The following is a 26619-nucleotide window of genomic DNA, read 5'->3' as shown; positions in this document are numbered from 1 at the left end:
GAAGCATTTACTCTGAGGAGCATCCTCCATGGCCCGCGTTAAACGTGGCGTAACCGCCCACGCCAAGCACAAGAAAGTCATCAAGGCCGCGAAAGGCTATTACGGCCGCCGCAAGAATACGATCCGCGTCGCCAAGCAGGCGGTCGAGAAGGCGCAGCAGTACGCCTATCGTGATCGCAAGCGCCGCAAGCGCAACTTCCGCGCTCTTTGGATCCAGCGCATCAACGCCGCTGTCCGCGAGCACGGGCTGACCTACGGCCGCTTTATCAACGGCCTGACGAACCTCGGCATCGAGGTCGATCGCAAGGTTCTCTCCGACATCGCGATCAACGATCCGGCAGGCTTCAAGGCGCTCGTCGACAAGGCCGCGAAAGCAGCGAGTTCGCCCGTCGCCAAGGCCGACCAGGACAAGGCCAAGAAAGCCGCCTGATCCGCGACTGCGCATCTGTCCTCAGTAAGACGCTACTCGTATCGCGGTTACGCGATCGGGGCCTCCACTTCCCCCTCCCATCAGGGGAGGGGTTAGGGATGGGGTGAATGGCAAGGCGGACCGATCGCGCGACAGACCGGACTCACAAGCGCGCGAGGCGCGCTTTACGAACAACAGGTTTTGTATTCTCTGCCCACCCCTTGCCCCTCCCCGCTGGGGGGGGAAAGCATCACAAGCTTCGGCATATGGCTGAAGGAGATTTCGATGAGCGGTGCTGACGATCTCAAGGTTCTGGAAAAGAACCTCATCGCTGAAATCGGTGGCGCGAAAGACCTCACCGCGCTCGACGCCGTCCGCGTTTCGGCCCTCGGAAAGAAGGGCCGCATTTCGGAGCTGATGAGCAAGCTCGGATCGCTGCCACCGGAAGAACGCAAGACTTTCGGTCAAACGGTCAATACGCTAAAGGGCCAGATTTCCGCGGCGCTCGACGCGCGCAAGACCGAACTCGAAACGGCCGCCCTCGACGAACGGCTGAAAACCGAACGCACCGACGTAACACTGCCGGTGCGTCCCGGACCCATTGCAGAAGGCCGCATTCATCCCGTCAGCCAGGTCCTCGACGAAGTCGTCGAGATCTTCGCCGACATGGGCTTCTCGGTGGCCGAAGGTCCGGATATCGAAACGGACGAGATGAACTTCGACAAGCTCAACATCCCGGCCGAGCATCCTGCACGCCAGGACCATGACACGTTCTATTTTGCCCCGAAGGCCGATGGCTCACGCTTGCTTCTGCGCACGCACACGAGCCCCGTGCAGATCCGCACGATGGTTTCGCAGAAACCGCCGATCCGCATCATCGCGCCAGGTCGCGTCTACCGCTGCGACAGCGACCAGACGCACACGCCGATGTTCCATCAGGTCGAAGGCCTCGTCATCGACGAGTCGACCCATATGGGACACCTGAAATGGGTTCTCCAGGAATTTTGCAAAGCCTTCTTCGAGGTCGACGAAGTGAAGATGCGCTTCCGCGCTTCGCACTTCCCCTTCACCGAGCCGTCGATGGAAGTCGACATCGGCGCCGAAGCGATCGGCAAGCCGGGCCAGTGGTTGGAAATTCTCGGTTGCGGCATGGTACATCCGAACGTGCTGAAGAACTGCGGCCTCGACCCTGAGAAATATCAGGGCTTCGCCTTCGGCGTTGGCCTCGATCGCCTGACGATGCTGAAATACGGTATCCCGGACTTGCGCGCCTTCTTCTCGGGCGACCTGACTTGGCTCAGCCACTACGGCTTCTCGACGCTCGACGTCCCCACCCTCGCCGGCGGATTATCGTCGTGACGTGTGCACCAAATCTCCTCGTCATTCTCGGCCGAGTGCGCATGGAATGCGCGTCGAAGGCCGGGAATCCAGCGCAAAATGTGCCGACGGCACAATATAGCGTCTGCGACAAGTCTCACGCTGGATCCCCGAACGCGCTCGCCGGGGCTCACACGTTCGAGGATGACGAAATATGAAATTCACGTTCTCCTGGCTTAAAGACCATCTCGACACGACCGCATCGCTCGATGAGATCGAGACGACGCTGTCCGCCATCGGTCTTGAGGTCGAAAGCGTCGAAGACCCCGCGAAATTGCTCGGCGCCTTCCGCATCGCGCGTATCGTCGAAGCCAAGAAGCATCCGAACGCCGACAAGCTGCAGGTTGTCCAAGTCGAGATTGCAAAAGGCGCGCCTCTAATGGAGGTCGTCTGCGGCGCACCGAACGCCCGCGCTGGAATGGTCGCCGTGTTCGCTCCGCTCGGAACCTACATCCCAGGTTCGAAAATCACGCTTGAGAAGAAGCCTGTCCGCGGCGTCGTCTCGAACGGCATGATGTGCTCGGCCGCCGAGCTCGAGCTCTCCGACGAAAGCGACGGCATTCTTGATTTGCCCGCCGAATGGGCAAGCAAGGTTGGCGAGCGCTACATCGATGTCGCCGACCTCAACGATCCCGTCATCGAAGTGAAGCTGACGCCGAACCGCCCCGATTGCACCGGCGTTCGCGGCATTGCGCGCGACCTCGCAGCGGCAGGGCTCGGTACATTGAAGCCGGAACCGAAGCTCGAACCGATCAAGGAAGCGTTCGAGTGCAGCATTCCGGTGAAGCTCGAATTCACGGCCGAGACAGCGAACGCTTGCCCCGTCTTCGCGGCGCGCACGATCCGCAATGTCTCGAACGGGCCGTCGCCGGACTGGCTGCAGCGTCGCCTGAAGGCCGTCGGCCTGCGCCCCATCAATGCGCTCGTCGACGTCACGAACTACATCTCGCTCGATCGCGGACGACCACTTCATGTCTACGACGCACATAAGCTAAAGGGCGCGATCCACGCGCGCCTCGGAAAAACTGGCGAGAAATTCCTCGCGCTCGACGGCAAAGAATACACCGTCGACAATACGATGTGCGTCATCGCCGATGACACGGGGCCACTGGGGCTCGGCGGCGTCATGGGCGGAGAGTCGACCGGCTGCACGCCGGAGACGACAGCCGTCCTGATCGAGAGCGCTTGGTTCGATCCGGTGCGCACTGCAGCGACCGGCCGCAAGACCGGTCTCGTCACCGACGCACGCTACCGTTTCGAACGCGGCGTCGATCCGGCCTCCGTTCGCCCGGGCCTCGACCTCGCGACCGACATGATCCTGAAATTCTGCGGCGGCGAGGTTTCAAAAGCAAAAATCGCCGGCAAGGAGCCGATCGAGAACCGCGTCATTCCGTTCGATTTCGCGCACGTCGAAAAGCTGACGGGCGTTACGCTCCCGGACGCTGAGATCTCGAAGATTCTGACGGCGTTCGGCTTCAAGATCGAAAGCAAGCCGAACGCCGCAAAGATCACCGTGCCGACGTGGCGGCCGGACGTGCATGGCGCCGCCGACCTCGTCGAAGAAGTCGTGCGTATCGCCGGTCTCGACCTCATTCCGGCGACGCCTCTGCCGCGCCTCGATGGCGTCGCACGCCCCGTGCTGACCGAAAAGCAGAAACGCGCACGCCGCGCCCGGCGCTTGCTCGCATCGCGCGGCTTCGTCGAAGCGGTGACCTGGAGCTTCATCCCGAAGGATCAGGCAACGCATTTTGGTGGTGGCGCCGAGGCCCTCGACCTAGCCAACCCGATCTCGACGGAAATGTCGTCGATGCGGCCCGGCCTTCTGCCGGGATTGCTGACGGCGGTTACCCGCAATCGCAACCGCGGCGCCGCCGACGTCGCGCTGTTCGAGCTTGGCCAAGCCTATCGCGGCGAACGGCCCGAAGACCAGTATCTGAGCGCCGCGGCCGTGCGCGCCGGAACGTCACGTTTCAACGGCTCTGGCCGCCACTGGCACGGAGCGGCAGCGGCCGTCGACGTCTTCGATGTCAAAGCCGATGTGTTCGCCGCTCTTGCCGCGCTCGACCTCGACGCGAACAAAGCCCAGATCACGAGGGATTGCCCGCCCTGGTATCATCCGGGCCGCTCCGGCACTCTTCGGCTCGGTCCGAAAACGGTGCTCGCCTATTTCGGCGAGATCCACCCGGTGACGCTCAAAGCGCTCGACGTCGAAGCGCCCGTCGCCGCGTTCGAAATCTTCATCGATGCCCTGCCGCCCGAAAAGAAGAAATCGCGGGCAAAGCCTCAGCTTGCCGCATCTGATCTATTACCCGTCAAGCGCGACCTCGCGTTCGTCGTGGCGAAGGACGTCGCGGCAGGCGATGTGATCAAAGCCGCAAGCAATGCCGACAAGACCCTCATCCGTGCCGTCAACGTCTTTGACGTGTTCGAGGGCGGCAACCTCGCGGCCGAGGGCAAAAAGTCGATCGCGGTCGAGGTGACCATTCAACCGGTCGCTGAAACACTCACGGACCAGGCTATCGATACGATTATCAAAAAAATAGTTGCCGATGTTAAGAAGGCGACCGGCGCCGAGCTTCGATCTTGAACGGCCGCCGCCACAATGTACGCATGAGGTGACCATGACGACCGCTGCACCCGCTTCCGACGCGACGATAGGACTGCACAAGATCGTCATCATCGGCGGTGGCGCCGGCGGGCTCGAGCTGGCGACCCAACTCGGCAACAAGCTCGGAAAAAAAGGAAAAGCCGAGGTCACGCTGGTCGACCGATCGCGCACCCACATCTGGAAACCGCTGCTACACGAAATCGCCGCCGGAAGCATGGATACCGGTCGCCACGAATTGCCCTATCAGGCACAGGGACACTGGCACGGTTTTCGCTACCGCTACGGCGAGATGATCGGCCTCGATCGCGCCAACAAGCGCGTACATCTCGCGGCAACCTACGATGAAGACGGGCGCGAAATTACACCCGATCGCTGGTTCCCTTACGATACGCTCGTCATCGCGGTCGGCAGCATCTCGAACGATTTCGGCACGCCCGGAGTGAAAGGGCACGCGATCATGCTCGACACGCCCGAGCAGGCCGAGCGCTTCAACCGCCGTCTGCTCAACGCATGTGTGCGCGCTTACGCGCAGCCAGGACCTGTGAGGCCCGGCCAGCTTCACGTCGCGATCATCGGTGCCGGCGCGACGGGCACCGAGCTTTCCGCCGAGTTGCATCATGCGGCGCGCGGCCTCGTCGAGTTCGGCCTCGACAAGATCGATCCTGAAAAAGACTTCAAGATCACGCTGATCGAGGCCGCGCCCCGCATTCTGCCGGCGCTGCCCGAGAGGCTTTCTGTGGCAACTGCCAACATTTTAAAGGATATCGGCGTCGACATTCGCGTCGGAAGCCCTGTGACGGGCGTCTCGGACAAGGGCGTCACCCTTGCCAACGGGGACTTTATTCCCTCCGAGCTTGTCGTCTGGGCGGCCGGCGTCAAGGGACCGGACGTCCTGTCGAAACTCGATGGACTGGAAGTTAGCCGCGCCAACACGCTGCTCGTGAAACCCTCGCTGCAAACGACCAAAGACGACAATATCTTTGTCATCGGCGACGCGGCTTACCTCGTGCCGGAGGGCGAAACCGCGCCTATTCCGCCGCGTGCCCAAGCGGCGCATCAGCAATCGAGTCATCTCGTCCGGCAAATCCAGCGCCGCATGCACGGCGAGACGAAGCTCGCGCCGTTCAAGTATCGCGATTTCGGATCCCTCGTCTCGCTCGGCAAATATTCCACCGTCGGAAACCTGATGGGCTTCGTCTCGGGTAAGTCGCTGCGCATTGAGGGTTGGTTCGCGAAGATCATGTATCGCTCGCTCTACAAGATGCACGAAGTCGCGCTACACGGCCCGATCAAGGTGGCGCTCGATACTCTGTCACGCCTCCTGACCCGACGCACCGAGCCGCAAGTCAAGCTGCATTGATAGGCCTTGCGCCTCGACACCACGTCATGGCCGCCCTCCGAGGCGGCCATCCAGAATCACGCGACGAATAGCTCTGGATGGCCGGATCAAGCCCGGCCATGGAGTAAGGGGAATATCTCGATATTTTTCTAGCTGCGCTCGCGAAGCGCCGTGAGTAGCTCTGACGTCGGATAGCTATCCGCCGGTAGGCCGAGCTTCATCTGCATTTCCTTAACGGCCTTGCGCGTCCCGGCGCCGAGCTTGCCGTCGACCTCGCCGACATCGAAGCCGCGCCTCTTCAAAAGCGCCTGCAGCTCTTTCGTCTGCTCATAGCCGAGCGACGGAACGTCCCCGCTGGAACGGCTGAGGTTCGGCGCCCCTGCCATCCGCGCTGCCAGATGCGCGGCCGTCGTCGCATAGGTCAAAGACTGATTCCACTGCGTGTAAACGCGGAAGTTGGAATAAGCGAGAAATGCCGGACCGTTGCGACCCATGGGCAGCAAAAGCGAGGCCGGGAGGTCGTCTGGCGGCAGCTTCTGGCCGACACCTTCGATACCCCATCGGACCCACTGCGATCGCGGCAGCAGAACATTGAGATCGGCCTTGTCCCACGGCAATTCTTTCGTGATGCGGACCTGATCGAGCCACGGCTCGCCGCGCTTCCAGCCCATCGAAGCGATGAAATTCGCCGACGAGCCGATGATGTCCGGGATATCGCGGATCAGGTCGACGCGCCCGTCGCCATCGTAATCGACGCCATAGTTGTAATAGTGCTGCGGCAAGAACTGGGTCTGGCCGAGTTCGCCTGCCCACGATCCGATCATCTGGTCGGGTGTGAGATCTCCGCGCTCGATGATCTTCATCGCCGCTTTGAGCTCATTGCGGAAGAAGTCGCCGCGCCGGCAATCCCATGCGAGGGTCAGCAGCGAGCGCATGACGGGCAGCTTGCCCATACCGCCGCCGAAGTCGCTTTCGAGCGCCCAGAAGCCGGTAATGACAGGGCCCGGCACGCCATACTGTTTTTCCGCACGCTCGAAGATCGGACGATAGCGTTGCAGGTAGCTCTTGCCCATCTTCTCGCGGCTGTTCGTCGCGAGCTTGAAATAGAAGTCTATGAACGTCTGCGAGAAGAAGCTTTGCCGGCGATCGCGCGCGATGACACTCATATCGGGCGACATGCCGCCAATGGCCTCATCGATGGTTTGTGCGTGAATGCCCTCAGCGATGGCTTCGCGTTTGAAGTCGGCGACCCAGCGGCTGAACGGCACGGTGTTCTGGCAATTGCGCTTGTTGGCCGGAGGCGGCGGCGTATTTTCGGCCAAGGCTGCGCCGGACGTCGCCACAAACGCAAGTGTTGCGATCGAGAAAACGAAAAAACCTGCGCGCATCGGAAGCCTTCGGCGGTTGAGGAACGCCGGCACCCCGCCGGCAACCCGGAATGAGTCAAGACACTATGGCCTCAGTGAGGCTAACCATGAACCCAAGCGCCCTGGTTCGGCCGAATTACCTCTAATTAGCTCTATGCGCTGCCGATCAGAATGCCAACCGCGAACACAAGCAGGCCGCCGACCACGACTTCCAGCGCCGCCCTGAAGAACTTCGTGTCCATGAACCGCGCGCGAACGCCCGCGATGATCCACAGTTCGATGAAAACGACGACGATGGCGATGGACGTTGCCGTCCAGAAGTTCGGGATCAGATAAGGAAGCGTGTGGCCAAGGCCGCCGAGCGCCGTCATCAGTCCGGTCACGCCGCCGCGAATCCACGGATTTCCACGGCCGGAAATATTGCCGTCGTCTGCTAGTGCTTCGGCGAACGCCATCGAAATACCGGCTCCGACCGATGCCGCAATGCCGACGAGAAACGTCTGCCACGTGTTATGCGTAGCAAATGCCGCGGCAAAAATTGGCGCCAGCGTCGAGACGGAACCGTCAATCAGTCCGGTCAAACCAGGTTGCACATACTGGAGCACGAAGGCGCGGCGCTCCGCCTGCTCTTCGACCGATTTAGCCTCTGGCGTTAGTTCGGCCTCAGAGATGTGCTGGGCGATGCCGATGTGCTGGTCTTCCGCTGCAATGAGGTCCCCAAGCAGTTTGCGAACCTCGGCGTCCGAGACTCTCTCGATGGCCGCACGATAGAAATTGCGCGTTTCGATTTCGATGGCCTCGGCTTGACGGCGTACTCTCCCAAGTCCGAGCGGTCGCACGAACCAGATCGGATCGTGACGCACAAACCCCGAAACATCCTGGCGGCGAATAAGAGGAATGTGCTCGCCGAACTTCTGCCGGAAAAGATCGATCAGCCAGCGCCGGTGCTCGTTCTCTTCCTCTCCCATCTCAGTGAAGATCTTCGCCGTTGCAGGATAATCAGCACCGAGACCCGCCGCATAATCGGCATAAATGCGGCTGTGCTCCTCTTCCAGCGAGATGGCGAGGGCAAGAATTTCACGCTCGTCGAGATCGGTGAATTTTCGCATCGGACCCCAATTCCAGGCGCAGCCGCTCTCAGCCATAAATTAGAATTATTCTAATATATTGTGAGAGAGGCATACAGGCAAGCAGCGACGTCCGCGACCGCAGGGCGCGGCTCAGCTCGGAGATATGGGCGAGAGAATGCGAAAGCGCCGCCCTTCTTCCGAAGGCCGGCGCAGCAATACGAAACCGAAGCGGTCAACTAGCGCGAATTGGACCTGCCGCTGCTGCCGGACGATCCGGATTTGCCCATGGCGTTCTGCTGGGCATCCATCCAGGTCGACATTGCCTGTTGCCAGCCCTTTTGCCACATCTCGGCGGCTTGCATCCAGAACTGGATCGGATTGGCGCCTGATCCGAAGTCCGGCATACCCGGAAACATCCCGGTCCCGGTGAGACCCGGCTGCCCGGATGCATTTCCAAAGGCAGGGAAGTTGGGGAAGTTCGGAAACTGGCTGGATGAGCCGAGCGATTTCACCTGCTTTTCCCAGACATCCATGACTTGGTCGACAGCCTGAAGCTGCAGTTTCGAAGCATTTTGCATTTGTTTGCGACTGAGCTCGACGAAATCCGTCGGCCAGCCCAAAGACTTGGCCGCCTCCGCCATCTTGTCAAAAACGGCATTGCTGTTCTTCTCGCCGATTTCCGCTAGCTCGGAGCGCCAATTCGACATTGCGTCGAACGCTTGAATGACGGCCTTGCGTGTCTCCTCGCCGAGCTTCGCGAAAGCGGGATTGGCCTCGAAGGGTGAGTTCGCCATATCGTCTCTCCGGGTCTCGAACGTCTCTTGGGGGCTTCCCAGGCTTTGTCGCACACCGGCAAGTAAGTCGCCAGTCGTCTTATGTGCCCATGCGGCGAAGCAGCCGCCAGCCAAATAGCCTCAAGAGCTTAACGGCCCTTTTGCCTACAGGTTCCGGGTGCTATGAGCCCCGCCCATGACTGATATCGCACGTATACGAAATTTCTCTATCATTGCCCACATCGACCACGGTAAGTCGACCTTGTCGGACCGCCTGATTCAACTCTGCGGCAATGTATCGAACAGGGAAATGAAAGCCCAGATCCTCGACTCGATGGATATCGAGCGCGAGCGCGGCATTACGATCAAAGCCCAGACCGTCCGTCTCGACTACCGTGCCAAGGATGGCAACGTCTATCAGCTCAATCTGATGGACACGCCCGGCCACGTCGACTTCGCCTACGAGGTGTCACGCTCTCTGGCTGCCTGCGAGGGCGCGATCCTTGTCGTCGATGCGAGCCAAGGCGTCGAAGCCCAAACGCTCGCGAACGTCTACCAGGCGCTCGACAACGATCTCGAAATCCTTCCCGTTCTCAACAAAATCGATTTGCCGGCCGCGGATGCCGACCGCGTCAAACAACAGATCGAGGACGTGATCGGCATCGATGCCTCGAACGCCATCGGCGTGTCCGCAAAGACGGGCCTGAACGTCGAAGCCGTTCTCGAAGCCATCGTCGAGCGTCTGCTGCCGCCGAAGGGCGACGGCGCAAAGCCGCTGAAAGCAATGCTGATCGACAGCTGGTATGACGCCTACCTCGGCGTCATCGTTCTTGTGCGCATCATCGACGGCACGCTCAAGAAAGGCCAGCGCGTCAAGTTGATGTCGACCGGCGCCAGCTACCAGATCGAGCGCGTCGGCATCTTCCGGCCGAAGCAGGAAATGCTCGATCAGCTCGGGCCGGGCGAGGTCGGTTTCTTCACCGCTGCGATCAAGGAAGTTGCCGATACGCGTGTCGGCGACACGGTGACGGACGAAAAAAACCCGACTGCCGAGCCATTACCCGGATTCAAGCCGGCGCAACCGGTCGTGTTCTGTGGCCTCTTTCCCGTCGATGCCGCCGACTTCGAAGACCTGCGAGAAGCGATGGGCAAGCTCCGTCTCAACGACGCAAGCTTTTCATTCGAGACGGAAAGCTCAGCCGCGCTCGGCTTCGGCTTCCGCTGCGGCTTCCTTGGGCTCCTGCACCTAGAGATCATCACGGAGCGGCTCGAACGCGAGTTCGATCTCGATCTCATCACGACCGCACCGAGCGTCATCTATCATCTGCATATGACGGATGGCTCGATGATCGAGATGCACAACCCGGCCGACATGCCGGACGTGGTCAAGATCGATCACATCGAGGAACCGTGGATCGAAGCGACGATCCTCGTGCCTGACGACTACCTCGGCGCCGTTTTGAAACTCTGCCAGGACCGCCGCGGACGGCAGAAACAGCTCACCTATGCGGGCTCGCGCGCCATGGTGATCTACGAGTTGCCGCTCAACGAGGTCGTGTTCGACTTCTACGACCGGCTGAAAAGTGTGTCGCGCGGCTACGCCTCGTTCGACTACCACATCAAGGATTACGAGGAAGGCGACCTCGTCAAATTGTCGATTCTCGTCAATGGCGAACCCGTCGATGCGCTCTCGATCGTCGTCCACCGCTCGCGCGCCGAAAGCCGCGGCCGCTCGATGTGCGAGAAGCTGAAGGAATTGATCCCGCCGCACCTGTTTCAGATACCGATCCAGGCAGCGATCGGCGCCAAGGTCATCGCGCGCGAGACGATCCGGGCGCTTCGCAAGGACGTCCTCGCGAAATGTTACGGCGGCGACATCACGCGAAAGCGCAAGCTGCTCGACAAGCAGAAGGCTGGCAAAAAGAAGATGCGCGAGTTCGGAAAGGTCGAAATCCCGCAGGAAGCGTTCATCAATGCATTGAAGATGGACGACAATTGAACGACGCGCTGCTGCAGAAACAAAAGCGGCGATCCCAGGGATCGCCGCTTTTATAAGAAAATTCGTTTGCGATCAGTCGTTGTCGATCTCTTTCTTGATAACGGAAAAATCGCTGGCGCTCAGATCGACATCGTACTGCTTGCCGTCAGCGCCGATTGCGTCATCCACCTCCCACTTTCCGTCATCAAATTCGATTTTGCCCCATTCGGAGAAACCGGCTTTGGTCAAAGCCGCGCTGATTGCGGAAGTTTCTTCGGCAGTCGGAGGACGGCCATCGGCAAAGGCGACGCCGACAATAAAAGCCGACGAAGCAAGAATGCCAGCGGCGATTTTGATGCGCGTCATGATCGGAGCTCTCCTTGCTGTTGTGCGCCCCAGTAACGCCGAATGGCCCAATTCTGTTCAATCACACGGACGAACATACTATGACCTGGGGTGAAGCTCCGATTTTTTAATGATTTGCGTTCCAACCCTGACGGCGCAAAAACTTCTGGCGCTCGCGAAATTCGATATCGGGCGGACGATAGGAGCCCGTGTCGCACCAGGGATTGCCGTAGTATCCGTAAAAGCCGTTGATCGGCGTACAGTCACGATCGGCACGCGGCGCCTGCCAATGCTTCGTCTTATGCTTGTACCTGCCTTGAGGCGCCGCCGAAGCGCTGACTGCCGACGCCAGAACGAGAGCAATCACGAGCGCTACCATACGCATCTGTCATCCATCCTTCCTTCTAGCTGCTGAGCCCGATCTTCGAACTCAGAAGATCAGGCTGGATCTAACGACGCAGATATGTAGGTCCTGGCGCCAGCGCCAGGACCGTGCGCGATTGCGACGCAAACCGCAGCTCAGTTCAAGGTAGGCGGCCGAAGCTGAACAGACCATAAAGCCATGCCGCGACGGCGCCGAAGCCGGCCGAAATACAAAGGATCGGCACGATGAGGCTGACGTTTCCTTCGAGCAACGGCGACGGCTGATGGGCAAGGTAAGGCATCACCGTAAAAGCGCTGATCAACCCAGGGCCGAATAGGCCCAGGATCGCACCGCGGATCGTCATCATGCCCTGCGGCAGCCATCCGAGGATCAGTCCGAACAGAGCCCCCCAGAGGCCTCCCGTAATCGCGTTCCCCGCGAGCCACGGCAGTTCCACATCCGGAACGATCAGGCTGCGCGTCGGAGCCATGCTCCAGGGCTCCGCATCCCACCCCGTCCAGTAATGCACAAACAGCCAGCTTATGAACTCTTGTACCGTTACGGCTGCAATCACCCCCGCGATGAAGCCAATGATAATGCTCTTCAAGGCATTCATGTTCGTTCCCCTTCTTCGACTGTCCCCGATCGTCACTTACAGGAAATCTTGCTACCGCGCTGCGGCCAATTATTCCATGTCCGGGTGCTCGATTTGTAGATTTCAGGCGATTGGCTGTCTGCGTCGGGCAACGCTTATGCTTGACGGGATACGTCCTGCCTTATTCTCGCCTATTGTCTCGCGTTTTCAGCGTGCGCCGCACCACGATCCATTGGCATCACGAGGCGACGGGGCCAGCCTGACTCGCTGAGATCCGGAAGCGGCATACGGGGGGAGCTGGCGCTCGCGGCTTCCTGTCAATCATCCAAATGACGCGCGCGAGATGCGGTCGCGCTTCCCCACTCCCTCAGGGAGTGGTCTGGCGTCGCTTGGCCTTCAAACATCAGACCAAACACGAGGACTTCCCATGAGTAAGGGATCTATTGCTCTACTTTCTGTTGTGCTTGCGGCTGCCGTGCCGTGCACGGTCAATGCCGGGAATTTCCATCCCGTGCTGAAAAACCGCGCGATGGCAAGTCGCCACCTCGCAGCCGCGTCCGGCACGTCGGTGACCTGCCTGACGTGGGAGGCGCGAGCCCTCCTCAACCGCATCCGCGCCCAATTCGGCAACGTTGAAATCGTCTCGACGTGCCGGCCCGGCGCCCGCATCGCCGGAACAAATCATCTTTCGCGGCACGCCTCGGGGCAAGCCATCGATTTCCGCGTTCCGGGGAAAAAAGGGCAGGTCGTCCGCTGGCTCATCGCCAACCACCACAACGGCGGGGTGATGACCTATAGTGATATGGATCATATCCACGTCGACATTGGCCCGCACTTCGTCGCCCTCAACCGTCCGAGCGGCCGGACCTGATAATAATGGAGGGTGGGCTAGAAAGAGCCCGCCCTCTCCCTGCCGGGCCATCGTAAACGACCCGTCCAAAATCTCGAAACTGCCCGGATTTCAAGCCCCTTTGGCCTATCTGGCAGGGCATTGGAAAGCCTGCGGCGATCTTGCGTTTCTCGCCCGAGCAAGGCATATAGTCGCCATCGAACACGCCTTGGCTTACTCTTCGACAGCGCTACCGCCTGCTTTAAGACGTCTCCATCGCGCGATTTGATGGCCTCCGTCATTCCGCCGGAGGACGCACGTTTGCTTTGGAGGCAATTTAATGTCGAATGGGACTGTGAAGTGGTTTAATGGTCAGAAGGGCTACGGGTTTATTCAGCCAGAAGAAGGTGGCAACGACGTTTTCGTGCACATCTCTGCGGTTGAACGCGCCGGCCTTCAGTCGCTCCGCGAAGGCCAGAAGATCTACTTCGAAACGGAACGTGGACGTAACGGCAAGATCGCTGCCGTGAACCTTCGTCCGCTCTAACGATTTCGAGAAGACCACTCCACTCGCGCGGGGAGCAGCTCGTCTGCTCCCCGCTTTTCATATCAGACTACAGTCGCACAATCAGACCGTAAAACAGGACGTTCGAAAACCGAATGGCGAAAGAAGAGATGCTCGAGTTCGAGGGGGTAGTAGACGAGGTGCTACCCGATGCGCGGTGCCGCGTAAAACTCGATAACGGGCATGAAGTGATCGCGTACACCTCAGGACGCATGAAGAAGAACCGCATCCGCATTCTTGCGGGTGACCGCGTGACAGTCGAAATGACGCCCTACGATCTCACCAAGGGACGCATCAACTTCCGCCACAAAGACAGCCGTCCCGGACAGGGCGCTGGCGAATTCTCGGGCGGCGCACGCCCCGGTGGTCCGCCTCGTCGCGGCGGGCGCTAAACGTCAGCAAGAAGAACGTAGCTAAGCTGTCGCTGCCGCGCGCTGATGATGTTCGGCGCCGAGGCGTCGCGCAATCCAGATCCAGACGAGGACCAGTGGCATGGCGACGGCGCCCATCGCGCCGGCGGCGAATCCGAGCCCGCCCCCAAGGTCCGCATAGAGCCAACCGGACGTCGCATCGCCACCCCGGAACACGACCGTATCGATGAAGTTCTGCACCTTGTATTTTTCGTCGGGCGACGCCAGCGTATAGATGACCTTGACCGCAGGATTTGCGAGCGAGAACGCCACGATCCGTTCCGCCACCATGACGGCGGCAACAACCCACAGCGCCGCGTCGAAACTTAATAGCAACGCGCCGACGGCGGCAGTGACCGGCAGTGCCAGCAGCGCAACCGTCACCCCAAAACGCTGCAGTACGCGCGCGGTACCGAAAACCTCGACGAGAAAGGTCGCGATGCTCACCGCGAGATCGCGACCTGAGAAAAACTCGACACGCTGCGCACTGTCCGGAATGGTCGAGGCGACGAGGCGCGCCTGCTCCAAGTAAAAAAAAGTTCCGACGATGTTCGCAAGAAAGACGAAAAGAGCAATGCGCGCGAACAAGGGCGTCGTGAAAACCTTGATCGCACCGTCGAGAATGCCGCCTCCGGCAGCGTCCATTTCCGGCCCGGCGCCGCCTGTCCTCAGCCGTCGAACGGCAAGCCCGGCAATCATGGCCGCAACGAGCAGCGCCGCCGACAACAGCAGCAGATCGACCGGAGCAACCAGCCTCACGAGTCCTTGCGTCAGCAAAGGCCCGGCGAGAGCGCCGGCCGTGCCGCCCGCCGAGATGAACCCGTAAAGCCGCTTCGCTTCAGCATGCGTCCAGAGCTCCGCCATCAGGCTCCAGAACAGGGAAACGACGAAGAGATTGAAGACGCTGCCCCAGACGAAAAACGTTCCCGCAACCCACACGCTTTTGTCGCCCGATTTCATCGCCAGCCAGAAGCCCACGAGATTGAGCGCGAAGAAGACGTAGATCGACGGCAGCACGAGTCGCCGTGGAAAGCGAGCCGCGACGAAGCCGAACATTGGCACGAGCGCGATCATGACGAAAAAAACGACAGTGAAGAGCCGGTGCAGCGCGTCCTTGCCGAGACTGACGCCGATCTCGTCCCGAACCGGCCGGACGATGTAATAGGCAGAAAGAAGCGCGAAAAACATCGCAAACGAAGCGAGAAGCGCTGCGACCTCACCGGGCTCGACATTGACAAAGCGCCTGAGCCGCGAAACCGGCTGCGCCGGCAGCGCGGGCGTCTCGTTCGTCATAAGGCTCCAAGGTGCTGGAAATTGGGGAAGATCGTTCAGAAATCTGTTTACCGCGAACTGAAACGCGCGCTCAACCGTTTAAAACGCGATCGAGCCTTGATGCACTGCAGCGGGGAATCGCGCCATATGTGTTCCTCACGGCACTGTACCTTTCCTGCACGCGTGCTCTTTAGCATTAGGGACGCAAGCGTTTTCTGGATTGTGGCAAGATTTAATCGTTCTATACTAATGCAATGCAGCAACAACATGCTGCTCTGCGGTTTGGAGATACGAGCCGGAAAACGGCGTAAAATCAAAGGATTCGGAGCGATATGAACTACTACGCCTATGAAATGGCCCACGCGTTCATGTCCCCTGTCCGATTCGGTGTCCAAGCCCTCCGGCATACGCTCGACTGGCCTTTGAACCCGATGGCCTACACGACAGCCGGCAAGAACATGATGGCCGCCTGCGATGTATTCGAAAACATCACGCGTAGATACGGCAAACCCGAGTTCGGCATCGGCAGCGTTTCGCTCTCGGGCCTCAACGTCGGCGTTCGCGAAGAGATCGCGATGTCGCGCCCGTTCTGCAATCTCATCCACTTCGCGCGCGATGAATTGCAAACTGGCAAGCACCACGATCCGAAAGTGCTCATCATCGCGCCGATGTCGGGCCACTACGCAACCTTGCTGCGCGGCACGGTCGAAGCCATGCTTCCCGAGCACGACGTCTACATCACCGACTGGGCCGACGCGCGCAACGTTCCAATCGCAGCCGGGCGCTTCGATTTCGATGACTTCGTAGAGTACATCATCGACTTCGTCCGCTTTATCGGAGCCGGCACGCACATCATTGCCGTTTGCCAACCCGCTGTCCCAGCGCTTGTTGCGACGGCGCTCATGGCTGCACGGAATGAAGAAATGCAGCCCACTTCTCTTGTCTTGATGGGCGGACCGATCGACACTCGGCGCAATCCCACGAAGGTCAACGATCTCGCCGCTCAAAAGTCGATCGCCTGGTTCGAGCGCAACGTAATCTTGACCGTGCCGTTTCCGCATGCCGGCTTCATGCGCCCCGTTTATCCCGGCTTCATGCAGTTGACCGGCTTCATGACGATGAATCTCGAGCGCCACATGAACGCGCACGTCGAACTCTTCAACAATCTCGTCAAAGGCGACTGCGACAGCGTCCGGCAGCATCAGACCTTTTACGAAGAATATCTCTCGGTCATGGATTTGACTGCCGAGTTCTATCTGCAGACGGTCCAGACCGTCTTTCAAGAACATCTTCTGCCCGACAGAAAACTGATGCACCGCGGCGAGTTCGTCGACTGTTCGGCCATCACGAGGACGGCCCTCATGACGGTCGAAGGCGAGCGGGATGACATCTGCGGCTTGGGCCAGACGGAAGCCGCACACGATCTCTGCACATCAATACCAAGCGACGAAAAGGTGCATTACGTGCAGAGCGGCGTCGGCCACTACGGCGTCTTCAATGGAACACGCTGGCGCACCGAAATTCAGCCGCGCATCCGCGAGTTCATCCGGGACGTCAATTACAAGCGCCTGGCGGAAAACGGAACAACCCGTATTCCGCGCCCCCATCGCCCTCTCAGAGATACGCCCGACGTAGCTCCCGACCGACGCAAAAAAGGAACTGTGCTGAACGGGGTCAACGGCAGCCGCCCACCCGAAACCATCGTCGGAAAGTAGCAACCGCCGACATCGATGCCTCGGCGGTCAGTGTGCCTCGTCCCAGTTGTCCGCAGCCTTTGCATCGACATGGATGGGAACCGAAAGCTTTACGGCTGGTTCAGCCGCCGTTTCCATCACGCGACAAGCCGTTTTGATGAGAGCCGAAGCATCGCTGTCGGCAACTTCGAAAACGAGTTCGTCGTGAACCTGAAGCAGCATTTTGGCCGATGGGAGCTTCGCTATTTTGAGCGCCGCCGGCATCCGGATCATCGCCCGGCGAATGATATCGGCGGCCGAGCCTTGGATCGGCGCATTGATCGCGGCGCGCTCCAGGAATCCGCGCATCGAAGGATTCTTCGTATTGATCTCGGGATAATGGATGCGTCGCCCGAAGATCGTCTCGACATGCCCATGCGCGTGGACCTGCTTCTTCGTCGCGTCCATGTAATCGCGGATGCCAGGAAACCGTTGAAAGTATGTCTTGATATAGTCGCCGGCCTCTTCGCGGCTGATGCCGAGCTGATTGGCAAGCCCGAATGCCGAAATGCCGTAGATGATGCCGAAATTGATTGCCTTGGCGCGACGGCGAACCTCTGCCGGCATGTCTTTTATGGGCACACCGAACATTTCCGACGCCGTCATCGCATGAATATCTAGGCCTTCCGCAAAAGCCTTTTTCAGTTGCGGAATGTCCGCGACGTGGGCGAGCACGCGTAGCTCGATCTGCGAATAATCTGCCGAGACAAGCTTCATCCCCTTGTCTGCAATAAAGGCCGTACGGATTTCGCGGCCCTCCTTCGTGCGAATCGGAATGTTCTGCAGATTGGGATCGGACGAAGCGAGACGGCCTGTCGTCGTCGCACCCAGCGCATAGCTTGTGTGAATACGGCCCGTCTCGGCGTTGATGTACGCCGGTAGCGCATCCGTATAGGTCGACTTGAGCTTCGTCATCTGCCGCCATTCGAGCATCGTGTTGATCAGACGGCGAGCGTCTCCATCAAGCTCCTCGTTGGCGGCAAGATCGTCGAGAAGATTGGCGCGCGTCTCCCACTGCCCGCTCTTGGTCTTTTTGCCTCCGGGCAGCTTCAACCGGTCGAACAGCAATTCGCCAAGCTGCTTCGGCGAGCCGAGATTGAACTTGTGCCCAACCAGCCCGTTGATCTCTTCTTCGAGCCGCACCGTGCGCTGCGCGAAGGTATTCGAGAGGCGGGAAAGAATATCCCGATCGACCTTGATGCCAGCATGCTCCATCCCGACGATCACCGGCACAAGCGGCCGCTCGAGCGTTTCGTAGACGGTCGTCATGTGTTCGGCGGCAAGACGCGGCTTCAACGTCATCCAGAGCCGCATCGTCACGTCGGCATCTTCAGCCGCATATTCGGTGGCTTTGTCGAGTGGCATCGCCGCGAACGTCTTGTCCGACTTCTTGGCGCCGGGCGCATGCCCCATTGCCTGCGCAAACGTCATGCACATATGACCGAGATGACGCTCGGCCAGAGCGTCCATGCCATGCTGGCCGCGCCCACCGTCGAGCGCATAGGAGAGCAGCATCGTATCGTCGAACGGCGCAATCTCGATGCCGCGCCGCTTCATCACGAGCATATCGTACTTGATGTTCTGCCCGATCTTCAGAACGCTCGGGTCTTCAAGAAGTGGACGCAACAGAGCCAACGCCTCCTCGGCGTCGAGCTGTTGCGGACGATTATCTTCACCACCGAACAGATCGCCGCTCGGTCCGGTATGACCAAGAGGCACATAGCAGGCTTCCCCCGACGCAATTGCAAGTGAAAGCCCCACAAGCTCGGCATCGACAGCGTTAAGGTCGGTCGTCTCGGTGTCGAATGCGACACGTCCCGCCTCCCTCGCCCGGCAAATCCAGTCTTCGAGGCGCGCCCGCGTCGTGACCGCTTCATATTTGCTCCTGTCGACCCCCTCGGCCCGAGCGATCGCGGCGCCGGCGGCAACGGCGGCGGCAGGGGAAGCCTCTACCGGAGCAGCCTCCTCGATCGTCTCAAGATCTCTTGTCTTCGCCTGCTGCGGCGGCGCCTTCACGCTCGCCCCCACGGAAACCGCGAGAGGCGGCGGCACTTCTGCGCCCAATCCCACCGCAATGCGCTTCGTCAGCGTATTGAATTCCATGGCACGTAAAAACGCCAGCAGCGCATCGACGTGCGGGTCGCGAACCCCCAACGCTTCGATCGCCGTCGCCAGCACGACATCGTCTTTGAGCAGCACAAGGCTGCGCGAAATGCGCGCCTGCTCCGCAAATTCGATGAGCTTTTCGCGCCGCTTCGGCTGCTTGATCTCGCCCGCATGAGCAAGCAGCGAATCGAGATCGCCATAGGCGGCGATCAGCTCCGCCGCAGTCTTGATGCCGATGCCCGGCACGCCCGGCACGTTGTCTATCGAATCGCCCGCAAGAGACTGAACGTCGACGACCTTCTCCGGCGGCACGCCGAATTTCTCGATTACCTCGTCGCGGCCGATGCGCTTCGACTTCATGCCGTCGAACATCGTGACGCCGGGGCGCACGAGTTGCATCAAGTCCTTATCGGACGAGACGATCGTCACATCGCCGCCGACGTCCACCGCCATCCTGGCATAGGTCGCGATGAGGTCGTCCGCTTCGTAGCCGTCGAGCTCAATGCACGCGACGTTGAACGCCCTGACAGCATCGCGAATAAGCGGAAACTGCGGAATAAGCTCTTCCGGCGGCGGCGGACGCTGTGCCTTGTATTTCGGATAGATCTCGTTGCGGAAAGTTTCCCGCCCCGCATCGAAAATCACGCCCATATGTGTCGGTGCTTCCGACGCTTTCGTTTCGCGCAGAAACTTCCACAGCATCTGGCAGAAGCCATGCACAGCGCCGACCGGCAGCCCATCGGAGGGCCTCGTCAACGGCGGCAGCGCATGAAACGCGCGGAAGATGTAGCCCGAGCCGTCGATCAGGTAGACGCGGCTCCCCTTGCTCACCGGAACAAGTCCCGAAAAGTCCGCGGAAGTCTGTTCAGGTACCTGGTCTTTTTTCGATTTTGTCGTCATGGGGTGACACTATAGGGACATCGCGCGCTGTGACCAACGCTCTCGCGGGGCGGTCGGACAGTTCCGCAATCGGAGGTATCGAAAAATACGGACCGAAATCGCACAGTGCCGGATCATTCCGCGCCATACCTGCGCCGTCCGTTGACAGCCAAAGGACCCCATGGCTGATCTTACGCCGAGCTTTGCAGCATATGTGCTGTCGGCTGGATGGGTTGACATTTCAATCCTGCCACAGGGGAGTGGATCATAATGCACATGACCAGGAAACTTGCGGTTGTATTTCTGGCCACGGCTGCAGCCGGACTGGGCTCTGTCGAAGCCAGTGCATTGCCGCGCTGCCGGGCGCCAGTGGAAGGCTACGCGACGGCCACCGGTATTTTGGGCGCCGGCTCGGCAAAGGCGCGCGTCGAAGCCCGCCAGAATTGGAAAGCGACGGTCGCCCGCCTCTATGGGCCCCGGTACGCAAGCTTCTCGAACGCTCAGGATACGCAGTGGGACTGCAAGAAAGGGGCGATCCTGCTTGCGAAATGCGTCATCGTTGCAAGGCCGTGCCGCTACTAGGCGATTGGCCCGAAAGGCCATCGCGCTTCCCGGGTGAGGCGACGAGCCTCACCTTTTTATTTATTGTCTCTGAAACCTCCTCGGCCGGAAGATTTGCGGGCTGGCGTTGAATGAGTTATCAGTCTCGCTTCTCGGGCACCCGTAGCTCAGCTGGATAGAGTGTCGCCCTCCGAAGGCGAAGGTCACAGGTTCGAATCCTGTCGGGTGCGCCACATCGCGCAAGCATATGAAAATATGCCATTTTTGGCTACGGGCATCTGAAAAAAAGAGAACCTACCGGAATTGGCCGCGTGCCTCCACCCATAACCACGGCAGAATTTGGAGATCGCGTCGCGCAATCCCTGCGACGACTCTGACGAAATCGATGAGCTTCCCGCCCGCTTGGAGCCAGAGGACCCCCACGCAAGGAATTACTGTCTCACCAATAGTAGCCGAGCGGATCATGAAGTTCGTCGATTTCCGGAAACAAAGCCTTCCCTTCCAACTGTGCGGCGGCATCGATCGTCGTCCGAGCTTCCAGATCAGCCAAGCGCGCTGTCGCCCCACTGTAAGCGATCACCGACTTCCCGAAGGAGGATGGCGCCGCTTTGAAAAGGAGTTCTCACTATCCGCATTCCGAAGCTCGAAGGGCTAAGCAGAAAAGTCCGAAAAGTCGACGTCAAGGCCATCGAGAGCAAAAAAGGAGGCCAGTCATGAACCTTAACGTCATGGAAAAAGCGGCCGCGTTAAGCGCAATGATCGCGATGCTGATGTTTGTCACCGCGTTCACTCTGGTTTGAGATCGTCGCGCTCTGGCAATCGCAGCAACGTTAGCCGAGAGACGCGGAGCGATCTGATCATTGTGTGGGCAGACGTGCGGCGATATCGGCGAATCCTTTGCGCCAAGATGGGTGGGCGGGCTCCCAAAGGAGTTCTGTTCTCGCTTTGGCATTCGAGCCCGCCCGAACCTCGGTCATCATTGCCACCACATGATCTCCGGCGAGGAAGCGTGCGATCCAGGCCGGAAGGCGCAGCGGCCGCTTGGCGCCGAGCAGGCGCGCGAGTTCGGGAAGCCACTCTCTAACCTGAGCGGGCTCGTCGTCCACGATGTTGTAGATATTTCCTGCCTCGCCGCGCTCGATCGCCCGAACCGTGGCGGCGGCCGCATCATCCACATGCACAAACGACCACCACCCGGCTCCATCGCCGATCAGCGGCACGCGGCGCCGACGAATTTGCTCCACCATGGCGGGTTCGAACACGCCGGTGGCCGGTCCGTAGAACGTGCCGTAGCGCAGAACAATCCCCTCAGGCGACGAAGACGTGATCGTGCTCTGCTCCAAATGATAGATGGCGTCGAACGACGGACGCAGTTCCGCCGGCGGATCGATATCCAATTTGTCCTTTTCGGTTTTGATGGGGGCGCCAGTGCGCGCATAAGGCCATCCGCAGAAGCTCTGGGCGACGAGACGCTTGACGCCAGCCCTGCGCGCCGCAGCGAGCAGGACATCGGTTCCATGCGTCCGCAACAGGTTGCTTTTCGCGAAACTGCGGTCGAAGTGCCGGAGATCGGTGACGCCGCTGAGATCGGTCATCTCGTGCACGATGACGTCCGGCCTGATGGCGTCCACCGCGGCTTGGACCTGCGCCGCCTCTAGGCCGTTGGCCAAAACCGGCTCTGCGCCAAGGCGCCGAATGATATCCTTCTTGGCGGCGGTATGCGTAACTCCCGCCACGGTGTAGCCTGCTGCGACAAGCGCCGACACCAGCGGCCTGCCTACCGCGCCTGTAGCGCCGGCAACGAGAACGCGCATGGTCTGCTTTTGCATTTTTCATCGTCGGTTGGAGAACTGACAAATGAACGTTCCCGCTTCGATCTGGTTTCTCACCGTCAGGGGCAACCGGGTAGGATCGGGAGGTTCCAGGTTGGCCCCCCGCAAAAATGCAAGCGGGCGTGTCGCGCTGGCTATGAACCTAAGCGACGCGCTTGCCGCGGCTGGTTAGTGCGTCCTTCAAGGCAGCATGTGCGGACTGTAATTTCTTGCTCATGTCGCCAAGGCTGACGGACGTGGCGAGGGCGCTGACGATGATGCGGTCGGCCTGGGCAAGTTTTTCTTCGAGATCGGCGATCCGCGCTTGCATCTCTTCGATGGAGCCTCGCTTTGCCGAAGGGGTCTGCTAGACGTGACGCTACTCATGGAATCCAACATAGATCCGCTGGTTGTTCAGAAAACCGGACTCAGAGGACTGGGGTTCCAAGCGTGGACCCGGGCGCCAGAGATGTGTCCAAGGCGTTCAAACCGGCGCAGGCACGATGGTCTCCGGAATGCGGTAAACTCCATGCATTGTCGCAGCCCGAACACGTTGTTTGGCGGGGAACGCGGCGCCCTTGAACCGTTTTCCTGCCGAACTAAATCGAAAAGCAGTCGTCAGCGGCCGGCAAGATAGGCCCATGGCGCGGACTGACAACGCGGACTGACAAGACGTCGTGCTTGTCTGTCGATCGCATCCTCGCCTCTCGGGGAGGAAGAACGATGCTGGAAAGGAAAAACGCAGCCCACCAAAGGTCCGGAGCATGGTCCCCCAATTCGTCTGTACCGGTTGAGATGGGGAGTTCCCTGTTTCCGGGAGGCGCACTCGCCCGGATCAACAAGGTATCAAAATCGGTTCTGACCTGCGGTAAGCCGCGCGCTGAGAAGTGGCGTTTGAGGTTTGAGCGTCGTATGCCGCCCTTCGTTGAGCCTTTAATGGGCTGGATAGGCGGCGACGATACATTAACTCAAGTTGAACTGGACTTTCCGACTATGGAATCCGCCGTTCGCTCCGCCGAGCGACAGGGACTTCCTTACGCGATTTTTGCACTAAGCAGCGGAGCGCACGTGGCGCGGGCTTCCCAGCGGCGAAGGTTCGGGCAGGGTGCTCTCGGCGGAGCGACACCAGTTCTGCCGGCGCTGCCGCAAATCGAAAATGCAGCTTCTCGTTCCCAAGCTTTCAATCCCCGTCCACGCCGTCTCAAGCGAGCAAGCAACGGACGGCGGCGAGTAGCTCTGAAACGCATCAACTCTTTAACTTTCACGCATTCCGTGTCGGGCGAGGAATTCCGCAACGGCACTTCGGAGCGCCAGTGCGGTCCGGCCTCCCCGCGCGAAGATGTGACGGCAAACCAACCATGAGAAGGAGAATGGACGATGGCCAAATCGCAATCTTACAATGGACCAGCATTGGACATTATTAACGTCATTGCGGGTCTCGGTCTTCTGCTGTCACCTTGGTATCTCGGCTATACAGGTGAGAGCTATGCCACATGGAACGCTTGGGTCGTTGGTGCGGTGGTTGCCCTGATTGCCCTCGGTGCTTTGGTGGCCTTCAGTGAATACGAGGAATGGGTGAATCTTATCCTTGGCCTTTGGTCGATCGTGGCTCCGTGGGCGTTGGGCTTCTCGACCGTAACGGGTGCGATGTGGGCGCACGTGACCGGCGGCGTCGTAATTGCTGTCCTCGCCGCCAGCAACGTCTGGTTCAACCATAATCGTCCGCTATCCGCCGCGTGAATAAACTTCGGGGCGGGTCTGGAAAAATTTGGACCCGCTCGGCATTTTCGAAATGATGATCCCGCGCTACCCGCGCGGCAACGGGACGGTATTGGCTATTGATTTGCCGTATCATTGCGCGTTCGTATTCGGCGAAAACCTGACGCGATATTTTCCTGCTCGTCTGGCGATCTAATTTTTTTGTGTCGACCTCTTGAACTCGATTTTTCTTGCTCCTAGCTCGACTTTCGCGCAGCCGGCGCCGCCGGCTTGATCCTTACGACATTGCTGGCAAGAGCAAGGAGGAATCGCATGCATTTCCGTCCGCTACATGATCGTGTCGTCGTGCGCCGAATAGATGCCGAGGAAAAAACTGCCGGTGGCATCATCATTCCGGACACGGCCAAGGAGAAACCGCAGGAAGGTGAGATCGTCGCCGCAGGTCCGGGCGCCCGCGATGAAAAGGGCGAGCTTCTGCCACTCGATGTGAAAGCAGGAGATCGCGTCCTGTTCGGAAAATGGTCGGGCACCGAAGTTAAGATCGATGGCGAGGAACTGCTCATCATGAAGGAGAGCGACATCCTCGGCATCGTTGAGATTTCAGGCTCGCTCCAGAGGGCGGCATGATAAGTTCATTCGCTGGCACCTGCGCCGCTAAAGAAAGGAGATTACAGCCATGGCTGCCAAAGAAGTGAGGTTCTCGTCGGACGCACGCGAGAAGATGCTGCGCGGCGTCGATACGCTTGCAAATGCAGTGAAGGTCACGCTCGGGCCCAAGGGCCGAAATGTGGTCATGGAGAAGTCGTTCGGAGCGCCTCGCATTACCAAGGATGGTGTCACGGTCGCGAAGGAGATCGAACTTGAGGACAAGTTCGAGAATATGGGCGCTCAGATGGTTCGCGAAGTCGCGTCCAAAACCAGCGACCTCGCAGGGGACGGAACGACCACCGCCACCGTGCTTACCCAGGCGATAGTCAAGGAGGGCGCGAAGTCGGTCGCCGCCGGCATGAACCCGATGGACCTCAAGCGCGGCATCGATGTCGCTGTTGAAGCTGTTGTGAAGGATCTCAACAAAAATGCGAAGAAGATCACGTCCAATGCCGAGATCGCTCAGGTCGCTACCATTTCGGCAAACGGCGATACCGAAATCGGACGTTTCCTAGCCGAAGCGATGGAGAAGGTTGGCAAGGAAGGCGTGATCACGGTCGAAGAAGCGAGGTCACTCGAGACAGAGCTTGAAGTCGTTGAAGGTATGCAATTCGATCGTGGATACATTTCTCCTTATTTCGTGACGAATGCCGACAAGATGCGAGCTGAGCTGGAGGACGCCTATGTCCTTATCCACGAAAAGAAGCTTGCCGGCCTACAGTCCATGTTGCCTCTCCTTGAAGCCGTCGTTCAATCCGGTAAGCCGCTTGTGGTTGTCGCCGAGGACGTTGAGGGTGAAGCGCTCGCGACCCTCGTGGTCAACAAGCTGCGCGGTGGCCTCAAAATCGCGGCAGTCAAGGCTCCGGGCTTTGGAGACCGCCGCAAGGCCATGCTGGAAGATATCGCGATCCTCACAGGTGGAACCACGATCTCGGAAGACCTTGGCATCAAGCTTGAGAACGTCACACTCAACATGCTTGGACGTGCCAAGAAAGTCGTTGTCGAGAAGGAGACCACCACCATCGTCGATGGGGCCGGCAGCAAGCGCGACATCGAAGCCCGCGTCGCGCAGATTAAGGCCCAGATCGAGGAGACAACTTCGGACTACGACCGCGAGAAGCTGCAAGAACGGCTTGCCAAACTCGTGGGTGGGGTTGCGGTAATCCGCGTCGGCGGCGCGACCGAGGTCGAAGTCAAGGAGCGCAAAGACCGTGTCGACGATGCGATGCACGCGACCCGGGCCGCGGTTGAGGAAGGTATTGTTCCGGGTGGCGGCGTCGCGCTCTTGCGCGCCCTAAAGGCGCTTGAGGCCGTTAAACCCGACAACGACGATCAGAAGGCCGGCGTCGACATCGTGCGTCGCGCGATCCAAGTGCCCGCCCGCCAGATCGTTCAGAATGCCGGCGAGGATGGGTCGCTGGTTGTCGGTAAGCTCCTCGAGAACGGCAGCTATAACTGGGGCTTTAATGCCGCCAGCGGAGAGTACCAGGATCTGGTCGGTGCCGGCGTCATTGACCCGGCAAAAGTGGTCCGCACGGCTTTGCAGGATGCCGCTTCTGTGGCGTCGCTCCTGATCACGACCGAGGCGCTTGTCGCGGAAAAACCGAAGAAGGATGCGATTCCGTCTCTGCCGGCCAGCGGCATGGATTTCTGATGTTCCCGAGACCCGCCATCGTGCGGGTCTCGTTCTCTCATCCCATGCCGCCTTCACAAGTCAACTCTGGGTGAAGGGAGCCAGTCTCGGACGAAGACTCCAGCGACCTCGCGTTCCTCGCACAGAAAAGCGGTGTAGCGCTGACGGAAGTCGATGAGGGCGTTCTGCACGGCAAGTATCACATCTGGGACGACGACGACTTGGTGA

The 26619-nt window shown here is 59.7% G+C and carries 25 protein-coding genes and 1 tRNA gene; 15 read left to right on the top strand and 11 right to left on the bottom strand.

Annotation, left to right across the window (positions count from 1 at the left end; translation table 11 throughout):
• Window positions 1-28 precede the first annotated feature (28 nt).
• From rplT to HYPDE_RS01740, 4 genes are all read left to right on the top strand, one after another.
• On the top strand, window positions 29-430 hold the full coding sequence (gene rplT, locus HYPDE_RS01755) for a 50S ribosomal protein L20 (RefSeq protein ID WP_015596608.1): 402 nt from the start codon (window positions 29-31) through the stop codon (window positions 428-430).
• 264 nt (window positions 431-694) lie between these two features.
• Window positions 695-1768 (top strand): phenylalanine--tRNA ligase subunit alpha, encoded by a 1074-nt coding sequence (pheS, locus tag HYPDE_RS01750; RefSeq protein ID WP_015596607.1) that lies wholly within the window; start codon window positions 695-697, stop codon window positions 1766-1768.
• Window positions 1769-1940: 172 nt separating this feature from the next.
• Window positions 1941-4373 carry a phenylalanine--tRNA ligase subunit beta gene (pheT, locus tag HYPDE_RS01745; RefSeq protein ID WP_015596606.1) on the top strand — a complete coding sequence of 811 codons (2433 nt, stop codon included), beginning with the start codon at window positions 1941-1943 and terminating at the stop codon, window positions 4371-4373.
• Between the two features lie 34 nt (window positions 4374-4407).
• Window positions 4408-5754: an NAD(P)/FAD-dependent oxidoreductase gene (locus tag HYPDE_RS01740; RefSeq protein WP_041319783.1), complete on the top strand. Its 1347-nt coding sequence runs from the start codon at window positions 4408-4410 to the stop codon at window positions 5752-5754.
• 128 nt (window positions 5755-5882) lie between these two features.
• Here HYPDE_RS01740 and HYPDE_RS01735 read toward each other — a convergent pair whose 3' ends face one another.
• From HYPDE_RS01735 to HYPDE_RS01725, 3 genes are all read right to left on the bottom strand, one after another.
• A complete protein-coding gene (locus tag HYPDE_RS01735) occupies window positions 5883-7121 on the bottom strand; it encodes a lytic murein transglycosylase (protein ID WP_041320733.1) in 1239 nt (412 codons plus the stop codon).
• Window positions 7122-7252: 131 nt separating this feature from the next.
• Entirely contained in the window at window positions 7253-8209 is a 957-nt protein-coding gene (gene mbfA, locus HYPDE_RS01730) for an iron exporter MbfA (protein ID WP_015596603.1), read from the bottom strand.
• Between the two features lie 197 nt (window positions 8210-8406).
• On the bottom strand, window positions 8407-8964 hold the full coding sequence (locus HYPDE_RS01725) for a hypothetical protein (protein WP_041319781.1): 558 nt from the start codon (window positions 8962-8964) through the stop codon (window positions 8407-8409).
• Window positions 8965-9139: 175 nt separating this feature from the next.
• On the opposite strand from HYPDE_RS01725, the gene lepA reads away from it, so the two are divergent.
• Window positions 9140-10942: a translation elongation factor 4 gene (lepA, locus tag HYPDE_RS01720; protein ID WP_015596601.1), complete on the top strand. Its 1803-nt coding sequence runs from the start codon at window positions 9140-9142 to the stop codon at window positions 10940-10942.
• A 72-nt stretch (window positions 10943-11014) separates the two neighbouring features.
• On the opposite strand, the gene HYPDE_RS01715 is transcribed toward lepA, so the two are convergent.
• From HYPDE_RS01715 to HYPDE_RS01705, 3 genes are all read right to left on the bottom strand, one after another.
• Window positions 11015-11287, bottom strand: coding sequence for a PepSY domain-containing protein (locus HYPDE_RS01715; RefSeq protein WP_015596600.1), 273 nt, complete (start codon window positions 11285-11287; stop codon window positions 11015-11017).
• A 106-nt stretch (window positions 11288-11393) separates the two neighbouring features.
• A complete protein-coding gene (locus HYPDE_RS01710; RefSeq protein ID WP_041319779.1) occupies window positions 11394-11651 on the bottom strand; it encodes a hypothetical protein in 258 nt (85 codons plus the stop codon).
• A gap of 139 nt (window positions 11652-11790) precedes the next feature.
• Complete coding sequence (locus tag HYPDE_RS01705; protein WP_015596598.1) at window positions 11791-12246, bottom strand: hypothetical protein; 456 nt, start codon at window positions 12244-12246, stop codon at window positions 11791-11793.
• Between the two features lie 406 nt (window positions 12247-12652).
• Between HYPDE_RS01705 and HYPDE_RS01700 the strand changes: the two genes are divergently transcribed.
• From HYPDE_RS01700 to infA, 3 genes are all read left to right on the top strand, one after another.
• Entirely contained in the window at window positions 12653-13096 is a 444-nt protein-coding gene (locus HYPDE_RS01700; RefSeq protein ID WP_041319777.1) for a YcbK family protein, read from the top strand.
• Between the two features lie 298 nt (window positions 13097-13394).
• The gene (locus HYPDE_RS01695) at window positions 13395-13601 is read left to right on the top strand and encodes a cold-shock protein (RefSeq protein WP_013214405.1); all 207 of its coding nucleotides are present in this window, start codon (window positions 13395-13397) and stop codon (window positions 13599-13601) included.
• A gap of 113 nt (window positions 13602-13714) precedes the next feature.
• On the top strand, window positions 13715-14011 hold the full coding sequence (gene infA / locus HYPDE_RS01690) for a translation initiation factor IF-1 (RefSeq protein WP_015596596.1): 297 nt from the start codon (window positions 13715-13717) through the stop codon (window positions 14009-14011).
• 21 nt (window positions 14012-14032) lie between these two features.
• Here infA and HYPDE_RS01685 read toward each other — a convergent pair whose 3' ends face one another.
• On the bottom strand, window positions 14033-15322 hold the full coding sequence (locus HYPDE_RS01685; RefSeq protein ID WP_015596595.1) for an NTP/NDP exchange transporter: 1290 nt from the start codon (window positions 15320-15322) through the stop codon (window positions 14033-14035).
• Window positions 15323-15633: 311 nt separating this feature from the next.
• On the opposite strand from HYPDE_RS01685, the gene HYPDE_RS01680 reads away from it, so the two are divergent.
• Complete coding sequence (locus HYPDE_RS01680) at window positions 15634-17016, top strand: polyhydroxyalkanoate depolymerase (protein ID WP_015596594.1); 1383 nt, start codon at window positions 15634-15636, stop codon at window positions 17014-17016.
• A gap of 27 nt (window positions 17017-17043) precedes the next feature.
• Here HYPDE_RS01680 and polA read toward each other — a convergent pair whose 3' ends face one another.
• The gene (gene polA / locus HYPDE_RS01675) at window positions 17044-20040 is read right to left on the bottom strand and encodes a DNA polymerase I (RefSeq protein ID WP_015596593.1); all 2997 of its coding nucleotides are present in this window, start codon (window positions 20038-20040) and stop codon (window positions 17044-17046) included.
• Between the two features lie 255 nt (window positions 20041-20295).
• On the opposite strand from polA, the gene HYPDE_RS01670 reads away from it, so the two are divergent.
• Window positions 20296-20601, top strand: a complete 306-nt coding sequence (locus tag HYPDE_RS01670; RefSeq protein WP_244437755.1) for a hypothetical protein — start codon at window positions 20296-20298, stop codon at window positions 20599-20601.
• 135 nt (window positions 20602-20736) lie between these two features.
• Window positions 20737-20813, top strand: a tRNA-Arg gene (locus HYPDE_RS01665).
• Window positions 20814-21019: 206 nt separating this feature from the next.
• On the opposite strand, the gene HYPDE_RS19265 is transcribed toward HYPDE_RS01665, so the two are convergent.
• From HYPDE_RS19265 to HYPDE_RS19260, 3 genes are all read right to left on the bottom strand, one after another.
• Complete coding sequence (locus HYPDE_RS19265; RefSeq protein ID WP_187290855.1) at window positions 21020-21160, bottom strand: hypothetical protein; 141 nt, start codon at window positions 21158-21160, stop codon at window positions 21020-21022.
• 277 nt (window positions 21161-21437) lie between these two features.
• Window positions 21438-22409, bottom strand: coding sequence for an NAD-dependent epimerase/dehydratase family protein (locus HYPDE_RS01660; RefSeq protein WP_015596591.1), 972 nt, complete (start codon window positions 22407-22409; stop codon window positions 21438-21440).
• Window positions 22410-22554: 145 nt separating this feature from the next.
• Entirely contained in the window at window positions 22555-22722 is a 168-nt protein-coding gene (locus HYPDE_RS19260; protein WP_187290818.1) for a hypothetical protein, read from the bottom strand.
• Between the two features lie 392 nt (window positions 22723-23114).
• On the opposite strand from HYPDE_RS19260, the gene HYPDE_RS18600 reads away from it, so the two are divergent.
• The 4 genes from HYPDE_RS18600 (at window position 23115) to groL (ending at window position 26412) form a co-directional block, all read left to right on the top strand.
• Window positions 23115-23753 (top strand): NADH dehydrogenase ubiquinone Fe-S protein 4, encoded by a 639-nt coding sequence (locus HYPDE_RS18600; protein ID WP_144061147.1) that lies wholly within the window; start codon window positions 23115-23117, stop codon window positions 23751-23753.
• Window positions 23754-23768: 15 nt separating this feature from the next.
• Entirely contained in the window at window positions 23769-24131 is a 363-nt protein-coding gene (locus HYPDE_RS01655) for an SPW repeat protein (RefSeq protein WP_015596589.1), read from the top strand.
• A gap of 291 nt (window positions 24132-24422) precedes the next feature.
• A complete protein-coding gene (groES, locus tag HYPDE_RS01650) occupies window positions 24423-24737 on the top strand; it encodes a co-chaperone GroES (protein ID WP_015596588.1) in 315 nt (104 codons plus the stop codon).
• A 49-nt stretch (window positions 24738-24786) separates the two neighbouring features.
• On the top strand, window positions 24787-26412 hold the full coding sequence (groL, locus tag HYPDE_RS01645; RefSeq protein ID WP_015596587.1) for a chaperonin GroEL: 1626 nt from the start codon (window positions 24787-24789) through the stop codon (window positions 26410-26412).
• Window positions 26413-26619: the final 207 nt, after the last annotated feature.

This window comes from Hyphomicrobium denitrificans 1NES1, assembly GCF_000230975.2.
Taxonomy (GTDB): domain Bacteria; phylum Pseudomonadota; class Alphaproteobacteria; order Rhizobiales; family Hyphomicrobiaceae; genus Hyphomicrobium_B; species Hyphomicrobium_B denitrificans_A.
Note: the sequence above shows the minus strand (reverse complement) of the source record. Positions and strands in the feature narration are given on the sequence as shown.

Coding starts and splice junctions, on each gene's coding strand:
- rplT (WP_015596608.1), top strand. CDS start 29: ATGGCCCGCGTTAAACGTGGCGTAACCGCCCACGCCAAGCACAAGAAA.
- pheS (WP_015596607.1), top strand. CDS start 695: ATGAGCGGTGCTGACGATCTCAAGGTTCTGGAAAAGAACCTCATCGCT.
- pheT (WP_015596606.1), top strand. CDS start 1,941: ATGAAATTCACGTTCTCCTGGCTTAAAGACCATCTCGACACGACCGCA.
- HYPDE_RS01740 (WP_041319783.1), top strand. CDS start 4,408: ATGACGACCGCTGCACCCGCTTCCGACGCGACGATAGGACTGCACAAG.
- HYPDE_RS01735 (WP_041320733.1), bottom strand. CDS start 7,121: ATGCGCGCAGGTTTTTTCGTTTTCTCGATCGCAACACTTGCGTTTGTG.
- mbfA (WP_015596603.1), bottom strand. CDS start 8,209: ATGCGAAAATTCACCGATCTCGACGAGCGTGAAATTCTTGCCCTCGCC.
- HYPDE_RS01725 (WP_041319781.1), bottom strand. CDS start 8,964: ATGGCGAACTCACCCTTCGAGGCCAATCCCGCTTTCGCGAAGCTCGGC.
- lepA (WP_015596601.1), top strand. CDS start 9,140: ATGACTGATATCGCACGTATACGAAATTTCTCTATCATTGCCCACATC.
- HYPDE_RS01715 (WP_015596600.1), bottom strand. CDS start 11,287: ATGACGCGCATCAAAATCGCCGCTGGCATTCTTGCTTCGTCGGCTTTT.
- HYPDE_RS01710 (WP_041319779.1), bottom strand. CDS start 11,651: ATGCGTATGGTAGCGCTCGTGATTGCTCTCGTTCTGGCGTCGGCAGTC.
- HYPDE_RS01705 (WP_015596598.1), bottom strand. CDS start 12,246: ATGAATGCCTTGAAGAGCATTATCATTGGCTTCATCGCGGGGGTGATT.
- HYPDE_RS01700 (WP_041319777.1), top strand. CDS start 12,653: ATGAGTAAGGGATCTATTGCTCTACTTTCTGTTGTGCTTGCGGCTGCC.
- HYPDE_RS01695 (WP_013214405.1), top strand. CDS start 13,395: ATGTCGAATGGGACTGTGAAGTGGTTTAATGGTCAGAAGGGCTACGGG.
- infA (WP_015596596.1), top strand. CDS start 13,715: ATGGCGAAAGAAGAGATGCTCGAGTTCGAGGGGGTAGTAGACGAGGTG.
- HYPDE_RS01685 (WP_015596595.1), bottom strand. CDS start 15,322: ATGACGAACGAGACGCCCGCGCTGCCGGCGCAGCCGGTTTCGCGGCTC.
- HYPDE_RS01680 (WP_015596594.1), top strand. CDS start 15,634: ATGAACTACTACGCCTATGAAATGGCCCACGCGTTCATGTCCCCTGTC.
- polA (WP_015596593.1), bottom strand. CDS start 20,040: ATGACGACAAAATCGAAAAAAGACCAGGTACCTGAACAGACTTCCGCG.
- HYPDE_RS01670 (WP_244437755.1), top strand. CDS start 20,296: ATGACCAGGAAACTTGCGGTTGTATTTCTGGCCACGGCTGCAGCCGGA.
- HYPDE_RS01660 (WP_015596591.1), bottom strand. CDS start 22,409: ATGCAAAAGCAGACCATGCGCGTTCTCGTTGCCGGCGCTACAGGCGCG.
- HYPDE_RS19260 (WP_187290818.1), bottom strand. CDS start 22,722: ATGCAAGCGCGGATCGCCGATCTCGAAGAAAAACTTGCCCAGGCCGAC.
- HYPDE_RS18600 (WP_144061147.1), top strand. CDS start 23,115: ATGCTGGAAAGGAAAAACGCAGCCCACCAAAGGTCCGGAGCATGGTCC.
- HYPDE_RS01655 (WP_015596589.1), top strand. CDS start 23,769: ATGGCCAAATCGCAATCTTACAATGGACCAGCATTGGACATTATTAAC.
- groES (WP_015596588.1), top strand. CDS start 24,423: ATGCATTTCCGTCCGCTACATGATCGTGTCGTCGTGCGCCGAATAGAT.
- groL (WP_015596587.1), top strand. CDS start 24,787: ATGGCTGCCAAAGAAGTGAGGTTCTCGTCGGACGCACGCGAGAAGATG.